Genomic DNA, 16937 nt, shown 5'->3' with positions numbered 1-16937 from the left:
GGGTGGCTGTTCGGGTCCGGCGGCCCCTCGTTACGACCGCCTCGCCTGAATGGCTTGGCTCAGTCGACCCGGCGGCCGGTGTCCGCATCGAAATAATGCGCATTTTCCGGGGCCACCCTCAGGAACAGCTTTTCACCCGGCTCGTGGCGGGCGTGGCTGGAAACGCGCACGACGATTTCCGGGCCGCCATCCACGAGGCTGGCATAGATGTAGCTTTCCGCGCCGACCGGCTCCAGGACATTCACGACAGCTTCCAGGTGAACGCCGTCGCCGTCCAGCGGGCCGGCGACCTCTTCCATGTGTTCCGGACGGATCCCGAGCGTGTAGCGGTCCTTGCCTTTCGCATTGGCGCCGGAAAGTCCGGCACCGCTCGCCAGGGAAAGTCCGTTGCCGTCGGCCTTCACGTCCAGGAGGTTCATGGCCGGCGATCCGATGAAACTGGCGACGAAGGTCGAGGCCGGCTTGTCGTAGACATCGATCGGCGCGCCGATCTGCTCGATATTGCCGCCGTTCAGCACCACGAGCCGGTCGGCCAGGGTCATGGCCTCGAGCTGGTCGTGGGTGACATAGACGCTTGTCGTGCCGAGCGCGCGTTGCAGGCGCTTGATCTCGACGCGCATCTGCACGCGCAGCTTGGCGTCCAGGTTCGACAGCGGTTCGTCGAACAGGAAGGCGGCCGGTTCGCGCACGATGGCACGGCCCATGGCGACTCGCTGGCGCTGGCCGCCCGAGAGCTGGCGCGGCTTGCGGTCGAGATAATCGCCGATTTCCAGGATGCGCGCGGCTTCCTTCACGCGGCGGTCGATCTCGGCCTTGTCCATGCCGCGGTTCTTCAGGCCGTAGGCCAGGTTGTTGTAGACCGACATATGCGGGTAAAGCGCATAGTTCTGGAACACCATGGCGATGTCGCGGTCGGCCGGGTCGACATTGTTGACCACCCGTTCGCCGATCCTGATCTCGCCGGTGGTGATTTCCTCCAGGCCCGCAATCATGCGCAGCAGCGTGGACTTGCCGCAGCCCGACGGCCCCACCAGGACGATGAATTCACCGTCCGAGATGTCGATGGAAACGCCTTTGACCGCCTCCACCTTGCCCGCATAGACCTTTCGGACCGTGTCGAGAGTAATCGTTGACATTCAATACCTCACTTATCGCTCTCGACGAGCCCTTTGACGAACCAGCTCTGGAAGACCACCACGATCAGCACCGGGGGCACGATGGCGAGGATCGCCAGCGCCATGGCCTGGTTGAAGTCCGGGATCTGTGCGCCCACCCAGACCTGGAGGATCTGCTTGATGCCGCGCACCAGGGTGAACAGGCTTTCGTCGGTGGTGATCAGTGTCGGCCAGAGATACTGGTTCCATCCATAGACGAACATGATGATGAAGATCGCCGCGATCATTGTCTGCGACAGCGGCACCAGGATGTCCTTGAAGAATTTCCAGGGGCCTGCGCCATCGATGCGGGCGGCTTCCAGTAGTTCGTCCGGTACGGACATGAAGAACTGCCGGAAGAAGAAGGTGCCCGTTGCCGAGGCAATCAGCGGCACGATCAGGCCGGAATAGGTGTTCACCATGCCAAGCGACTGCACGATCTCGTAGGAGGGCAGGATGCGCACCTCGAGCGGCAGCAGCAGCGTGGCGAAGATCACCCAGAAGCAGAGCGTGGCCATCGGGAACCGGAAATAGACAATCGCGTAGGCCGCCAGCATCGAGATGATGATCTTGCCGATCGCAAAGCCGAGGCCGAGGATCAGCGAGTTCTTCAGCATCACGAAGCCGTCGACTTCCTTGGTGAAGCCGCCCGCCTGGAACAGCACCGTTTCGTAGTTTTCGAGGAACTGGCCGCCCGGAGTGAACTGGATGCCTTCCTTGTAGATCGTGATCGCGTCATGGGTACTGGTCAGGAAGGCCAGGACCACGGGCGTGACCATGAAGAAGACGCCGAGAAGCAGGATCACGTGATCCCAGATCTGTGTTTTTCTCATCACCGCCTCCTTACGTGTAATGCACGCGCCGCTCGATCAGGCGGAACTGGATGATTGTCAGGACGAACACCATGGCCATCAGGATCACCGACTGGGCGGAGGAGCCGCCGAGATCGTTGCCGCGGAAACCGTCCAGGTAGACCTTGTAGACCAGGGTCACAGGGTTGTTTCCGGGCTCGTTCTTCACGATGACATCGATGATGCCGAACGTGTCGAAGAAGGCGTAGGTGATGTTGATGATCAGGAGGAAGAACCCCGTCGGCGCCAGCAGCGGGAAGGTCACGGTCCAGAACCGGCGCAGGCCTGAGCGGCAGTCGATGCTGGCCGCTTCCTGAACCGACTTGGAAATCCCCTGCAGGCCTGACAGGAAGAAGATGAAATTGACCGGAATCTGCTTCCACACGGCGGTCGTGATCATCGCGAAACTGGTGTCGAAATAGTCCACGCCGATCTGCATCTGCCAGCCGAACAGGGCGAAGAAATCGACCATCGGGCCGACATGCTGGTCGAACAGGAGAACGCCGATCAGGCCGGCAACAGGAGGGGCAACCGCGTAGACCCACATCAGCAGGGTCTTGTAGGTCGACGCGCCGCGCAGGACCTTGTCAGCCTTGACCGCCAGAAGCAGCGCGATGCCGAGCGACAGGAACGTCACGAACACGGTGAAGACGGTAGTGAAACGCGCCACGCGGCCATAGTCGGACGAGGTCAGCGTGTCCTTGAAATTGTCGAGGCCGACAAAGGTCGAACCGAAACCAAACGGGTCTTCCAGGTAAAAGGACGACCGCACCGCCTCGGCTGCCGGCCAGAGAAAGAAGATCGTGACAATGGCCAGCTGCGGCAGAAGCAGCAGGTAGGGCAGCCACGGAGACTGGAACTGGACTTTTTTCATATGATGTTTCTCGACCACCGGGAACGGGCAAAGCGAGCCGCCAGTTTACCGGCAGGCCCGCTTTCCTTGCAAAGGACAGGGGCGCAGGACGCCCCCATCCGTGTCAGGTCAGAGCCCGGCTCAGTTGCCGGCGGTCTTTGCGAAACGCTCCAGGAGCTTGTTGCCTTCTTCTTCAATCGTGTTGAAGGCGTCTTCGACGGAGGTTTCACCGGTCAGCAGCTTGCCGTATTCGCGGTTCATGACGTCGCGGATCTGGACGTAGAACCCCATGCGGTAGCCCTTGGTCCATTCGCCGCCCGGCAGGGTCAGCTGCTTGATGCCGATTTCGGCGGCCGGGTTGCGGTCATAGTGACCGTCCTTCTTGGCCAGTTCGTAGGCGGCATTGGTGATCGGCACGTAACCGGTTTCCTTGTGCCACATGTACTGGACTTCCGGGGAGGTCAGGTACTGGAAGAAGGACGCGGAGCACTTGTTCTCCTCGTCCGGCTTGCCGGACATTGCGAACAGGGCCGCGCCACCGATGAAGGTGCCGGTGCCTGCGCCGTCAACCGCATCCCAGTAAGGCAGGTAGGTTGCGGAGAACGGGAATTCGACGGTCTTGGAAATGCCGCCGAAGGAGCCCGAGGATCCGAGCCACATGGCAACCTTGCCTTCGTTGAACGGGGTCTGGTTGTCGCCCCAGCCGGTGCCGTAGTAGCCGAACAGGCCATCGTCCAGCCAGCCCTTGACGGCGGTGAAGTGGTTCTTGATCGGCTCGCCGAACACCAGCTTGGTGTCTTTCGCGCCGTCATAGCCGTTGTTGTTGGTGGCGAACTGCAGGTTATGGCGGGACTTGAAGTTCTCGGTGAAGATCCACGGCAGGTGGGACTGTGCCAGCGGCACGTAACCGGCGTCCTTCAGCTTCGGCGCGATTTCCTGGAACTCTTCCCAGGTCTTCGGCGCTTCGACACCGGCTTTTTCCAGGGCTTCCTCGTTGGTGTAGAGGATCGGCGTGGAAGAGTTGAACGGCATGCCGATCATCTTGCCGTCGCTGTCGGCGTAGAAGTAGCGGACACCGTCGATATAGTCTTCGATGTTGAACGCGACGCCGGCGCCTTCCAGGATGTCCTGGGCCGGGATGACGGCGCCCTTGGCACCGATGATGGTGGCGGCACCGGCATCGAACACCTGCAGGATGTTCGGCTGTTCGCCGGCACGGAACGCCGCGATACCGGCGGTCAGGGTCTCTTCATACGTACCCTTGAACACCGGGGTGATCTGGCAGGCGTCCTGGGATTCATTGTAGCCGTTGGCAATGTCGACGACGACTTCGCCCAGTCGGCCGCCCATTGCGTGCCACCAGCTGATGTCGGTTGCCGCATAGGACGCGGAGGATGTGCCCAGAAGGGCCGCCGCAGCCACGAGGCTGGCGACAGTCTTGCGATAAGCCATGTTCATTTGCTCCCATCTAGCGGGGCTTGAGCGCCCCGGTCAGCAGTTGGTCCTTCGCGGTGCCGAAATGGCTTCATCGGCACCAGAAACGATAACGCCTGCGTTTCGTATTGTTTTCATATGAACGTTATATGACGCTCATATGAACATTAAAAGACGCCTTGCCCGCGTCTGCAAGGGGGAATGGAATAAAATTGCAGTGTGTTGGCCGGCTGTCGCACAAAGATGGACGTTTTCCGCAAGGCCGCGCGCCTCGAATGTCCGCAGGCGCGTGTCTCCGGCCATGCCTTTTACGGGCGCGCGGCCGGCCGCCGGTCGCCTCGAAGACGGTTAGCCGACTTTCGTCAGGCTTCGGAATCGTTCAAATGAACCTGAACCGGTTGCGGTGGTGCCTGCAAAATTTCGGGGAAGGTCAAGGCTTTGGCCGGCCTGCGCCGGCGCGGCCCGAATTGGCTGTGCGGTCGTTCAGGCGTCCTGGCCGAAGATCCGGCGCTTGGTGCTGGCATCCGAATGCAGCAGCTTGTTGTGAAGATAGTGCTTGGCGCGCTTTTCCAGAAAGCGCAGCCCGTATTCCAGCTTGCCCGCAAGGCTGCGGCGCGGTTTCTCGCCGGGGGTCAGGTGACGGACAATGCGGCCGTCTTCAACGAGTTGCTGGACCCATTCCTTTTCCGCGCTCCAGTCATGGGTATGCTGCTTGCCCTGATGGGTGAAACCGAACAGGTGGATCTTCACCTCTGGTGCCACGTCCAGCAGCTCGGCGATGATCGAGGCGCCGGAGGTCGGCTGGCTGGTATCGAACGGATCGTATTGCTTGAGGTGTTTCCGCGCCTTGTCCTTGGGACCGAAACCCAGGTAACGCGGTTTGCATTCCCGCGTGAACAGCCAGTCGACCTGGCCGTTCTCCCTGATGTCGTTGACCCAGACCTCCGGCGCGCGGTGCAGCGCCAGCGGATTGATTCGCTTGGCCATGTAGACCCGCGCCCGGTTGAGCATCAGGATGTCGACCCGCTGGCCGGCGGCTCCCAGCGCCGGCGCGCTGTTGAAACGCAGCACCAGGTCGCACCTGTCGATCTCAGGCGCATCGGCGGCCGACACGGGGCCGTTGCCGACAATGGCGATGGTCTTGATCTCGCGACCGCCGAAAAGGCTGCTCGTCATTTTGTTGTCCCACCTGTTGTGCCGGGCGTATAGCAACCCGGCCGGTCTCCGGCAACGGCTGTTTGGGGGAGGGAGGCTCTAATCCCTTCAGAAGAAAACCGGAGGAGAGGCCTTGAAACCCACCTCATCGTCATTGCCGGACTTGATCCGGCAATCCATGCCGTGACGTTGCTGCAAGCAGGGCTTTGCCGCGTGTTCCAGTCTCCTCCTCTATGGGGAGTGCAATCGCATTTGACCGAGACCTGTCCGCAATCGCCAAAGTTACCTCTCCCATTGGGAGAGGTCGGACCGGAGGTCCGGGTGAGGGGGCAGACTTTTCCGTATCCCTCCGGCGTCTGATCCCTCACCCCAACCCTCTCCCACTGGGAGAGGGAGCCAAGCTCTGCCATATCCGATCGCCCTCCCCACACTGGAGAGGCGCGCAAGTGGTAAGGGTCTGCTCATTTCGGGGCGGGAGCCAACCCCGGTTCCGCAAGCGTCCTTCATCAGCTAGGCTTCTTTTCAGAATCGAATGCAGCCAGCGATCCCGTGCATGTCCCTGACCTTCTCGTCCGTCTATCCGCTGAAAGACGCCCGCGCCCACGAGATCTGCGGCGACGGCGCGCTGGCCTTTGCCGCGATTGCGGCGGGGGCTGCGAAAGGCGCCGTTGTCTGGATCTCCGAAAGCTGGAAGCCGACGGTCAACCCGGAGGGCCTTGCGCCCTATTGCGATCCCGGACGTTTGCTCCTGACCCGCGCCGGCGACCAGCTCACCGTTCTGGCCAGTGCGGAAACCGCCCTCAGGTCCGGTGCGGCCGGGCTGGTGGTGGCCGAGGTCTCCGGCGCGATCGGGCTGACGGAGGGGCGCCGCCTGCAGCTCGCCGCCGAGGCCGGCGGCACCACCGCGCTGCTGCTGATTCCGGAAGGCGCGGGCAGCAACGCGGCCGAAACCCGCTGGCGCTGTTCCGGCGCTCCGGCCCCGTCTTCCGGGCCTCGTCAAAACAGCCATGACTCGACTCACTGGCGCTGGTCGCTTATAAAGAACAAAATAGGAACATTATCGGAATGGATCGTCCGTTGGGATGCAGCGTCGCATCGTGTCATTGTGGTTTCCGAGGCTGGCAGCTGAGCGCTCCTTGCGCGCCCGGCCCGTCGACGCGCCTTTCGCCCTGAGCCTGTTCGACCGCAATTCCGAACGCCTTTACGACCTGTGCCCGCGGGCCGAGGGCTTCGGCCTCAACCGGGGCATGACCCTGGTCCACGCGCGCAGTTTCTGCCCCGGTCTTCTGACCCGTCCGGCGGATCCCACCGCCGACCAGCGCTTCCTGCGCCTGCTGGCCCGCTGGGCGACCCGCTACTGCCCCTGGGTCGGTCTCGACGGCAGCGACGGCCTCTTTCTCGACATCACCGGGTCGGCCCATCTGATGGGCGGAGAGGAACCGCTCATCGACGACATCCGCGCGCGTCTCGCCCGGGCCGGTCTCACCGCCCGGCTGGGCCTTGCCGACACGCCCGGCACCGCCTGGGCGCTCGCCCGCTTTTCCGAGGGCATTGCCGCGCCCGGCGAGACGCTGGCAAAGATCGGCGCCCTGCCGCTCAGCGCCCTGCGCCTGGCCGACCAGACCTGCACCAGCCTGGAGCGGCTCGGCATCGCCACCGTCTCCCAGCTCCACAACCTGCCCCGGGCCACCGTCGCCCGGCGCTATGACCGCGAGGTGCTGGCCCGCCTCGACCAGGCGCTGGGAGACCTGCCCGAACAGATCTCGCCGCTCGGCGAGGAGCAGAGTTTCGCCGTGCGCATGACCCTGCCCGAGCCGATCGGGCTCGTCGACGATGTCATGGCCGCCGCCCGCCGCCTTACCTCGCATCTGTGCCGCCGGCTCGACCAGGCGCAGAAGGGCGCGCGCGCGCTGAAACTGACGTTCCGCCGGGTCGACCAGGAAAGCCAGGCGGTGGAACTGAAGCTCGCCCGGCCGATGCGCGACGGCGAACGCATCGTGGTGCTGTTCGAGCGCGGCGTCAGCTCGGTCGATGCCGGCTACGGCATCGACATGATCCGCCTGGAGGCGCTGGAGGTGGAACCGCTCGGCCTGCGCCAGCTGGACCGTTCCGAGGGGCTGGCCAAGGACAGTCTCGACGACCTCATCACCCAGCTCGGCAACCGGGTTGGCCTCGACAACATCCAGCGCTTCCAGCCGGTCGACAGCCATATCCCCGAGCGCAGCTTCAAGCTGGTGCCGGCCGCCTACAGCCGGGCTGTGCCCGACTGGCCGTGCCGCCGCCCGCGTCCGATCCGCCTGTTCGCTCCCGAACCGATCCCGGGCAGCGGCTTCGAGCCGCCGCGCCGCTTCCGCTGGCGCGGCCGCATGCTCACCGTGCTGGAGGCCGAGGGACCGGAGCGGATCACGCCGGCCTGGTGGGAACAGGACGACAGCTGGGCCAAGGGCCTGCGCGACTACTGGCGCATCGGCACCGGCGAAGGCCAGCGCCTGTGGCTGTTCCACACGCCGCAGCACCCGGCCTGGTTCGTGCAAGGGGAGTTCGGCTGATGGTTTGTTGGTTTTGCCCACCGCCCCCCATCCTCTTCGTCGCCTTCCCGGTCCCGTATCTCTGCTGCGCTGCGTCCGGGATGACGCTGGAGGGGCGAGCGCGCGCTTCTCACGTCTGCAAGTGTTCTGAACCTTTCCCCTTGCGCCCCCTCTCCCCCCTTGCGGGGGAGATGTCTCCGTCAGGAGACAGAGGGGGGGCGCGGTCTCTCGGCAGGAACCGCCCCCTCCGTTCTTCGCGGCACCGCCCAGCCCCCCCTCTGTCCGGTTCCCGGACATCTCCCCCTCCAGGGGGGAGAGGGGCGCAAGGGGAAGCGCTGTGCCGGTTCCAGGAGTTAGTTTCTCAGCACCTAACTGATCTGACCGTGGAGGGAAGGCCTCTCCTCCTCCCCGTGTCACCCCGGACGAGCCTTGCGAGATCCGGGGCCCACGCGTTTCCAGAGCTGTGCGGTCATGGCCATCGCGTTCGCTTCGGCAAGCGGCGAGGCGAGTGGGTCCCGGGTCTGCGCTGGCGCTTGGCCGGGATGACCCCGGAAGATGCGTCTGGCTCTTGTTTCTCTGATGGATCTGAGCCTTGCCGCTTGTTCCCCCTCTCCCTCTTGCGGGCAGGGCAATCGCATTTGACTGACGTCCTGTCCGCAGTCGCCAAATTGACCTCTCCCACCGGGAGAGGTCGGACCGAAGGTCCGGGTGAGGGGGCAGACTTTTCTGCAGGTCTCAGGCGTTTGTTCCCTCACCCCAACCCTCTCCCACAGGGAGAGGGAGCCATACTCTGCCAAATGCGATTGCCCTGCCCTCCAGGGGGGAGAGGGGCGCAAGGGGGTGGGTCGTGCCGGTTCCGGGAGTTGGTTTCTCAGCACCTACCCGATCTGACCGGGGAGGGACGGTCTTTCCTCCTCTCCGTGTCACCCCGGACGAGCGCAGCGAGATCCGGGGCCTACTCGTTTCCAGAGCGGTGCGGTCATGGGCATCACATTCGCTTCGGCAAGCGGCGAGGCGAGTGGGTCCCGGGTCTGCGCATCCGCTCCGCCCGGGATGACACCGGGGGATACGGGATCGCGGCAAGAAAAAGCCGGGAGCTCCGCCCATGAGCCGTGAGCCATCCTCCGACAGTTTCCGCCTGGAGCCCGCCCGCTATGCGGAGCTGGCGGTGACCTCGAATTTCTCGTTTCTCACCGGCGCGTCCCATCCGGAGGAGCTGGTGACGCGCGCCGCCGCGCTCGGGCTCGATGCGATCGCGATCACCGACCGCAATTCGCTCGCCGGCGTGGTCAGGGCCTATTCGGCGCTGAAGGAGATCAAACGCGCCGCCACTGAGGAAGGCGTGCAGATCCGCTCCCATTCGCAGATCGACTCATCCTCGCGCCGGGAGACCAACACCAGTCCGCCGCTGGTCCTGCCGGACACCTTGAAACTGCCGCGGCTGATCGTCGGCGCGCGGCTGGTGCTTATTGACAGTCCGGTCGACTGGATCGCGCTGCCCACCGACCGCGCCGCCTATGAGCGGCTCAGCCAGCTCCTGACCCTCGGCAAGCGCCGGGCGGAAAAGGGCGACTGCCAGCTCACCTTCGACGATCTCCTGAAGGCGGCGAAGGGCCTGATCCTGATCGCCCTGCCGCAGGACGTGAACACGGAAACCGGACTTTGTGAGGTGGCTAAAGATCACATCCGCCGACTGCGCCAGGAGATGCCCGGCCATGTTTTTTTGGGCGCAGCGCCGCGCTATGACGGCACCGACCAGGCCTGGTTCCGCACCTGCGCCCAGGCGGCGCACTCCCTGGCCGCGCCGATGGTCGCGGTCGGCGACGTGATGATGCATCACGCCGGCCGGCGCCGGCTCGCCGATGTGCTGACCTGCCTGCGCGAGGGCTGCACCATCGACGCAATCGGCACACGGGCCCTGCCCAATGGCGAGCGCCGGCTGAAGGCGCCCGACGACATGGCGCGGCTCTACCGCCATCACCCGGCCGCGTTCCGCCGCACGCTGGAAATCGCCACCCGCTGCAGCTTCGATCTCTCCGAGCTGTCTTACGAATATCCGGACGAGATCATGGGCGGCGTGCCGCCCCAGGAGCGGCTGGAACGGCTCACCTACGAGGGCCTCGAAAACCGCTATCCGGCGGGCGTGCCGGAGCACGCGCTGAAGCTGGCGGAAAAGGAACTGAAGCTGATCGCCAAGCTGAAATTCGCCGCCTATTTTCTGACCGTGCATGACATCATCGGCTTTGCCCGCAGCCGCAACATCCTGTGCCAGGGACGCGGCTCGGCGGCCAATTCGATCATCTGTTACGCGCTCGGCATCACGGATGTCGGGCCGGAAACCATCACCATGGTCTCCGAGCGCTTCATCTCCGAACATCGCGGCGAGCCGCCCGACATCGATGTCGATTTCGAGCATGAGCGGCGCGAGGAGGTGATCCAGTATGTCTATGAAAAATACGGCCGCCACCGCGCCGGGCTCTGCGCCACGGTGATCCATTTCCGCACCCGCGCCGCGATCCGCGAGGTCGGCAAGGTGATGGGCCTGAACGCCGATGTCACCGCCGCGCTCGCCGGCCAGATCTGGGGCAGCTCCAACAAGGGGCCGGAGGAAACGCGGGTCCGGGAACTCGGCCTCGACCTCTCCAATCCGCGCGTGCAGCAGACCATCGAGCTGATCCAGGAGATCATCGGTTTCCCGCGGCACCTGAGCCAGCATGTCGGCGGCTTTGTCATCACGCAAGGACGGCTCGACGCGCTCTGCCCGATCGAGAACGCGGCCATGGAAAACCGCACGGTCATCGAATGGGACAAGGACGACATCGACGCGCTGGGTATTCTGAAAGTCGATCTGCTCAGCCTCGGCATGCTCACCTGCATCCGCAAGTGTTTCGGCCTGATCGACCAGCATCATGGGCAGCAGCTGACGCTCGGCACGGTGCCCCAGGCGGATAAAAAGACCTATGACATGCTGTGCGTGGCCGATGCCATCGGCGTCTTCCAGGTGGAAAGCCGGGCGCAGATGAACTTCCTGCCGCGCATGCGCCCGCGCGAATTCTACGATCTCGTCATCGAGGTGGCGATCGTGCGCCCCGGCCCGATCCAGGGCGGCATGGTGCATCCTTATATCAACCGCCGCCAGGGCAAGGAGAAGGTCACCTTCCCCTCAAGGGAACTGGAGGAGGTGCTCGGCAAGACGCTCGGCGTGCCGCTCTTCCAGGAACAGGCAATGCAGATCGCCGTCGTGGCCGCCGGCTTTTCCCCCTCGGAGGCGGATAAACTCCGCCGCTCCATGGCGACCTTCCGGCGCATGGGCACGATCGGCCAGCTCAAGGAGAAATTCATCTCCGGCATGCTGGCGCGCGGCTACGAGCTGGAGTTTGCCCAGAACTGTTTCGGCCAGATCGAGGGCTTCGGCGAATACGGCTTTCCGGAAAGCCACGCCGCCGCCTTTGCCATGCTCGCCTATGTCTCGGCCTACCTCAAATGCCATTACCCGGCCGAATTCGCCTGCGCGCTTTTGAACGCCCAGCCGATGGGCTTCTATGCCCCGGCGCAGATCGTGCGTGATGCGCGCGAGCACCAGGTCGAGGTCCGCCCGGTCTGCGTCAACACCAGCGAATGGGACAATATCCTGGAGCGGCGCAGCGACGGTGCGCTGGCGCTCCGGCTCGGCTTCCGCCAGATCAAGGGCCTGCGCGAGGAGGATGCCGCCTGGATCCAAGCTGCCCGCGGCAACGGCTATCCGGACACCGAGACCCTCTGGCTCAGGACCGGCGTGCCGCCGGCGACCCTGGAGCGGCTCGCCGAGGCCGATGCCTTTGCCGGCATGGGGCTGAGCCGCCGCGCCGCGCTCTGGCAGGTCAAGACCATCCGCAGCCCCAAGCCCCTGCCGCTTTTCAACGACCCGATCGACGGCGAGGCGATCTTCGAGCCGGATGTCATGCTGCCGGCAATGCATCTCGGCCAGGAGGTGGTCGAGGATTACCTCGCCACCCGCCTCACCCTGCGCGCCCACCCGATGGAGCTGCTCCGCCCGCATATCCCGCAGCTGACGCCGCACGACCGCCTCGCCGCGCTCACCCCGCGCGAAGCCCGCCGGGTCTCCGTCTGCGGCCTCGTCATCACCCGCCAGCGCCCGGGCACCGCCTCCGGCGTCATCTTCCTGACGCTGGAAGACGAGACCGGGGTCTCCAACGTGGTCGTCTGGCCGAAAATCTACGAAAAATTCCGCCCCGCCGTGCTCGGCGGCCGGCTCCTGAAGGTCACCGGCCGGCTGGAGCGCGAGGGCCAGGTGGTGCATCTCATCGCCGACCACATCGAGGACCGCTCCCGCGACCTCTCCCTGCTCGGCCACCCGAGCGACGATGTGCTCGGCCAGATGGGGCCGAAAACCGACGACGTGCCGGTGCACCTGAAATCGGACGCCCGGAAGACACGGGCGATGCATCCGCGCGAGCAGGCCAAGCGGCTGTTCCCAAGTAGGGATTTTCATTGAGGGGGGCGGAGCGGGCGGAGACTCGCCTATTTTCAACCGCAACCGTGGGCGGGAAAGAAACCTGAACGTCAGCCCCATATCGCATCCAGGATCAGAAATTCCCTGGCGACAGAGTGGACGCAGACCGGGGGTGCTTGTTTTTCAAGTCGATTACTATGCGTCGCTCAGCACGTCCTGCGGAAATCGGCGGGCAAGATGGTCGATGAACAATCGCACAGCTGGCGGGAGCCCACGCCGCGTCGTGAAGACGAGATGAACGATCCCTTTCTGACCACGCCACTCCGGGAGGATGCGCACGAGATCCCCGGCTGCGAGTTCCGCGCCGCAGACATGATCGGGCAACAACGCGACACCAAGCCCGCTTTTCGCTGCCGTTCGCACTGCCGAAAAGTCGGCGCAGCCCATCCGGGCCTGTTTTCGAAATGTGCGGGTTACTCCCTTGTCGGTCTCGATGTGCCATTCGACTTCATCCGCGCTGTCGCTGGTCGACAGCAAGGGGATTTGGTCCAGGTCGTCGACCTCAAGAACGGTCTGCGCAAGCCTTGGATTCGCGACCAGAATTCTGATTGAGGTGCCGATCGTACGCATGGTCAGCGAAGCATCGCTGTTCAATGCTGCACGTACGCGCAAGGCGAGGTCAATTCGTTCCGGGATCAGGTCGAGCGCCCGATCGGCAGCTATGAGCTGCAGCCTCACCTTGGGATGACGAGACAGGAACTCGGTTATCAGCGGCGCCACGACCTCGACGAGGCCGGTCGGGCATCCGAAGCGGATCAGCCCGTGCGGCTCGGCCCTGGCTTCCGCGACCAGGGCGTGGGCCTGCTCGGCTTCCGACTGCATGCTACGGCACCGCTCATAGAATTGCTGCCCGATGTCGGTGACCCGAAATCGCCGGCTCGACCGCTCGATCAGCCGCACGCCCAGACGGTCTTCCAGAGCCGCGATACGCCGGCTGAGCTTTGACTTGGGAACGCCGATCGCCCGGCCGGCCGGTGCAAATCCACGATAGGCCACCACCTCTGCGAAATAGGCCAGGTCATTCAGATCTTGCTGCATCGATCGTTCCTTTCATGGAACGCTGAGTGTCGAAATTGCCTACTACAGGAAAGATCGTTCCATATGCATCTTCATGTCAACGGCAATCGTGCCGTCAGACAGGAGAATGAAATGACACAAAATTTCGAGAACAAGGTCGTAGTCATCACCGGTGGAACCAGTGGCATCGGTCTCGCAACGGCAAAGGCATTCGCGTCCGCGGGGGCGTCCGTCTTCGTCACCGGCCGCCGCCAGGCGGCGCTTGACGAAGCGGTCAAGTCCATTGGCGGGCGTGTGACCGGCGTGCGGGGGGACATGTCCGTGCTGGCAGATATCGATCGGCTGTATGACGCGGTCCAGCAGCAGCACGGCCAGATCGACGTGCTCTTCGCCAATGCCGGCGGAGGCAGCTTTGCCCCGCTCGGCGAGATCAGCGAAGAGCACTATCAGCAGACATTCGATACCAATGTGAAAGGTGTCCTCTTCACCGTGCAAAAGGCGCTGCCGCTGCTGCGGGACGGGGCCTCGATCATCCTGACCTCTTCGACAACAGGTACCGCGGGGACGCCGAACTTCAGCGTCTATTCGGCGACCAAGGCCGCAGTGCGCAATTTCGCCCGCAGCTGGATCCTCGATCTGAAGGACCGCAATATCCGGGTCAATGCCATCAGCCCCGGATTGACCGAGACCGCCGGCCTGAACGATCTCTTCGGTGGCGGCGAACAGGCCGAAGGTGTCAAGGAACATGTCCTTGGCAATATTCCCTCGGGCCGGATCGGTCAGCCCGAGGACATCGGTAACGCGGTGCTCTTCCTCGCCTCCGGGGATTCGAGCTTCGTCAACGGGATCGAACTGTTCGTCGATGGCGGCATGAACCAGGTCTGAGCCCCCCGGTCGGCAGACGGTCCGAGCCGAAATCCGGCTTGGCCGTCTGGCCGAAAATCGACGAAAAATTCCGCCCCGCCGTTCTCGGCGGCCGGCTCCTGAAGGTCACCGGCCGGCTGGAGCGCGAAGGCATGGTGGTGCACCTCATCGCCGACCACATCGAGGACCGCTCCCGCGACCTCTCCCTCCTCGGCCACCCGAGCGACAATGTGCTCGGCCAGATGGCCCCCAAGACCGACGACGTGCCGGTGCACCTGAAATCGGACGCCCGGAAGACACGGGCGATGCATCCGAGAGAGCAGGCGAAGCGGCTGTTCCCGAGTAGGGATTTTCATTGAGGGGGGAAGGGGGAATGGGTTAGAGCGCGCGGGTAGCGGGCATTGGCTGCGTTTCGGGCCAGCGGCAAAATTGTGGAGGAAGTGACCTTTCGTCAAGGGCCGATTTTCAATGCATGTCCGGTAGCTGGAAAAACGTGCCCTGGCCGCCTTGAGGAAGCTCAATGTCGGACACCAGGTCCATTTTCGGTCTTGCGGAAGTGGAATTGGCAGGAGATGGGACAAATCTGACGGCCAGTTTCATCGCAGATGCATCGCTTCCATCGCAGCCGCCATAGCTAGGACCTTTCTGTCTTTGCCCGGCAGTCCGTCAATCTCCACTCCCACCGGTACGCCCTGGACGCTGTTGGCCGCCGGGAACGTCAAACCTGGGGCGCCATAGAACGAAGCGGGCACCGTGTTCCTCATTGTCCGCCAGACAGAAACAGCCTGATTATCCACCAGGACATCGCCCTCCTCTCCCAATGCTGTCGCTACGATCGGCGTCGTCGGAAAGATAATCGCGTCGAGTTCGAACTCTTTGAAATGATCGAGGTACTTCTGACGGAACCTGGGCAATGCAACGCACACCACATGCCTATATCGTTCGGCGAGGTCCTCGGCATTTGCTTCTCGCAGCGCCGCTGCGAATTCCTCGCGAACGTAGGGACCAGCGATACCGGCGATCAGGGCATCAAAACCAATCCCGGCACCGGAAGTCTCAAGATAGTCCGCAAGGCTTCGAGGAAGTTCCCAGGCGCGGATAGGGCCCGACAACTCGTGGAGGGATCGCGCCAGATCGGGCAAGTAGGCGTCCACGATGGTTACGCCACAAGATTTCAGTTGTGCCAACATGTCCTCGAACGCTGCAGTGACGCCGGTTTCGAGCTCGTCCAGGAAATACGGCCCCGGCAACCCAAGCCTCAGACTTGGCAGATCGATGGAAGGTGCGCTGCCGTCACCACTCAGAACGGCGTCCAATAGTTGAAGGTCCCCCACGGATCGGGTCATGAGTCCGGGAACGTCACGCGTCGGGAACAGGGGCATCACTCCGGTACTGTCATACCGTCCGCTGGACGAACGAAAACCGAATATGCCGCAGTTGGACGCGGGAATCCGAACCGAGCCCGCCGTATCTGTCCCGATCGCGCCGGGAACAAACCCGGCTGCAACCGCCGCGGCTGATCCGCTGCTGCTTCCCCCTGCCGACCGTGTGAGATCGTGCGGGTTTTTCACCGGCCCGGCAAATGCGTTGTTGCTCGTGATCCCGAAGGCCAACTCGTACATATTGGTCTTGCCGAAAACGATAGCGCCCGCATCCTCCAGTTTCTGGACCAGAGGTGCCGTTCGGTTGACCACATGGCCTTGTAGAGCCGGTGTCCCGCCGGTCGTGGCCAGTCCGGCCACGTCGATACAATCCTTGATCGCCAGCGGGATGCCGTGCAACGGTCCGAGGGCGCCGCCAGCCGCAAGGTTCTGGTCAGCGTGCCGTGCGGCTGCGTGGACGCTCCCGGGTTCGAAATGGGTGAATGCATTAAGATCGGCATGATGCTCTGCCCGCTCAATCAATGCCCCCACATATTCTTCGCACGAGAGTTTGCCGGTGCGCATCATCTCGGCAGCAAGCGTAATCGTGAGTTGCGGATGGTCCACGTGCGCAGCCCCCCATTTGGTCGGCAAGGAGCATGCCACATCCGGGGTGAACCGCAAGACGACCGGGCAAACGTGACGGGTTGACGAACGAGAATACAGGGCCCCGTTCGGCTCTGTGCTGCCCGTCGAAGGAATGCCGGCAAAGGGCCGCTGGAAGTCGTTTCCTCCTCACCCTAACCCAGCCAGAAATCTGATCGCCTTCAGCGCTACATGAGCGTGCATCCGCGGGCTTCAGCTTAAGGTCACCGGCCGGCTGGAGCGCGAGGGCCAGGTGGTGCACCTCATCGCCGACCACATCGAGGACCGCTCCCGCGACCTCTCCCTGCTCGGCCACCCGAGCGACGACGTGCTCGGCCAGATGGGCCCCAAGACCGACGACGTGCCGGTGCATCTGAAATCGGACGCGCAGAAGACCCGGGCGATGCACCCGCGCGAGCCAGGCCAAGCGGCTGTTTCCGAGTCGGGATTTTCACTAGAGGGGGTAAGGGGCGGGGAGTGGGCTTTTGGCAGTACGGCGCAGCGACAGCAACAACCTTGAACAACCGATATTCGGGTATGCTGTCGGATCTAGCTCACGGCA

General features: G+C 63.6%; 13 protein-coding genes. 6 read left to right on the top strand and 7 right to left on the bottom strand.

Annotated elements, in window-relative coordinates:
* Window positions 1-59: 59 nt before the first annotated feature.
* From O6760_RS04065 to O6760_RS04045, 5 genes are all read right to left on the bottom strand, one after another.
* Window positions 60-1136 (bottom strand): sn-glycerol-3-phosphate import ATP-binding protein UgpC, encoded by a 1077-nt coding sequence (locus O6760_RS04065; protein ID WP_269584207.1) that lies wholly within the window; start codon window positions 1134-1136, stop codon window positions 60-62.
* Between the two features lie 8 nt (window positions 1137-1144).
* Window positions 1145-1987, bottom strand: coding sequence for a sn-glycerol-3-phosphate ABC transporter permease UgpE (ugpE, locus tag O6760_RS04060; RefSeq protein WP_269584206.1), 843 nt, complete (start codon window positions 1985-1987; stop codon window positions 1145-1147).
* A gap of 10 nt (window positions 1988-1997) precedes the next feature.
* Window positions 1998-2879 (bottom strand): ABC transporter permease subunit, encoded by an 882-nt coding sequence (locus O6760_RS04055; RefSeq protein WP_269584205.1) that lies wholly within the window; start codon window positions 2877-2879, stop codon window positions 1998-2000.
* A 120-nt stretch (window positions 2880-2999) separates the two neighbouring features.
* A complete protein-coding gene (locus O6760_RS04050) occupies window positions 3000-4310 on the bottom strand; it encodes an extracellular solute-binding protein (RefSeq protein ID WP_269584204.1) in 1311 nt (436 codons plus the stop codon).
* A 465-nt stretch (window positions 4311-4775) separates the two neighbouring features.
* Window positions 4776-5468, bottom strand: coding sequence for a hypothetical protein (locus tag O6760_RS04045; protein ID WP_269584203.1), 693 nt, complete (start codon window positions 5466-5468; stop codon window positions 4776-4778).
* A gap of 532 nt (window positions 5469-6000) precedes the next feature.
* Here O6760_RS04045 and O6760_RS04040 point away from each other — a divergent pair.
* From O6760_RS04040 to O6760_RS04030, 3 genes are all read left to right on the top strand, one after another.
* A complete protein-coding gene (locus tag O6760_RS04040) occupies window positions 6001-6576 on the top strand; it encodes an ImuA family protein (RefSeq protein ID WP_269584202.1) in 576 nt (191 codons plus the stop codon).
* Complete coding sequence (locus O6760_RS04035) at window positions 6545-7996, top strand: Y-family DNA polymerase (protein ID WP_269584201.1); 1452 nt, start codon at window positions 6545-6547, stop codon at window positions 7994-7996. Before O6760_RS04040 ends, O6760_RS04035 begins: the two co-directional genes overlap by 32 nt.
* A 1084-nt stretch (window positions 7997-9080) precedes the next feature.
* Complete coding sequence (locus O6760_RS04030) at window positions 9081-12470, top strand: error-prone DNA polymerase (RefSeq protein ID WP_269584200.1); 3390 nt, start codon at window positions 9081-9083, stop codon at window positions 12468-12470.
* Between the two features lie 153 nt (window positions 12471-12623).
* On the opposite strand, the gene O6760_RS04025 is transcribed toward O6760_RS04030, so the two are convergent.
* Entirely contained in the window at window positions 12624-13526 is a 903-nt protein-coding gene (locus O6760_RS04025; RefSeq protein WP_269584199.1) for a LysR substrate-binding domain-containing protein, read from the bottom strand.
* A 111-nt stretch (window positions 13527-13637) separates the two neighbouring features.
* On the opposite strand from O6760_RS04025, the gene O6760_RS04020 reads away from it, so the two are divergent.
* Both O6760_RS04020 and O6760_RS04015 read left to right on the top strand, forming a co-directional pair.
* A complete protein-coding gene (locus O6760_RS04020) occupies window positions 13638-14390 on the top strand; it encodes an SDR family NAD(P)-dependent oxidoreductase (protein ID WP_269584198.1) in 753 nt (250 codons plus the stop codon).
* A gap of 38 nt (window positions 14391-14428) precedes the next feature.
* Window positions 14429-14728, top strand: coding sequence for a hypothetical protein (locus O6760_RS04015; protein ID WP_269584197.1), 300 nt, complete (start codon window positions 14429-14431; stop codon window positions 14726-14728).
* 237 nt (window positions 14729-14965) lie between these two features.
* On the opposite strand, the gene O6760_RS04010 is transcribed toward O6760_RS04015, so the two are convergent.
* The gene (locus tag O6760_RS04010) at window positions 14966-16357 is read right to left on the bottom strand and encodes an amidase family protein (RefSeq protein WP_269584196.1); all 1392 of its coding nucleotides are present in this window, start codon (window positions 16355-16357) and stop codon (window positions 14966-14968) included.
* Between the two features lie 271 nt (window positions 16358-16628).
* Here O6760_RS04010 and O6760_RS04005 point away from each other — a divergent pair, with 271 nt between their 5' ends.
* Window positions 16629-16895 carry a hypothetical protein gene (locus O6760_RS04005; RefSeq protein WP_269584195.1) on the top strand — a complete coding sequence of 89 codons (267 nt, stop codon included), beginning with the start codon at window positions 16629-16631 and terminating at the stop codon, window positions 16893-16895.
* The last annotated feature ends 42 nt before the right edge of the window (window positions 16896-16937 follow it).

This window comes from Roseibium sp. Sym1, assembly GCF_027359675.1.
GTDB lineage: Bacteria > Pseudomonadota > Alphaproteobacteria > Rhizobiales > Stappiaceae > Roseibium.
Note: the sequence above shows the minus strand (reverse complement) of the source record. Positions and strands in the feature narration are given on the sequence as shown.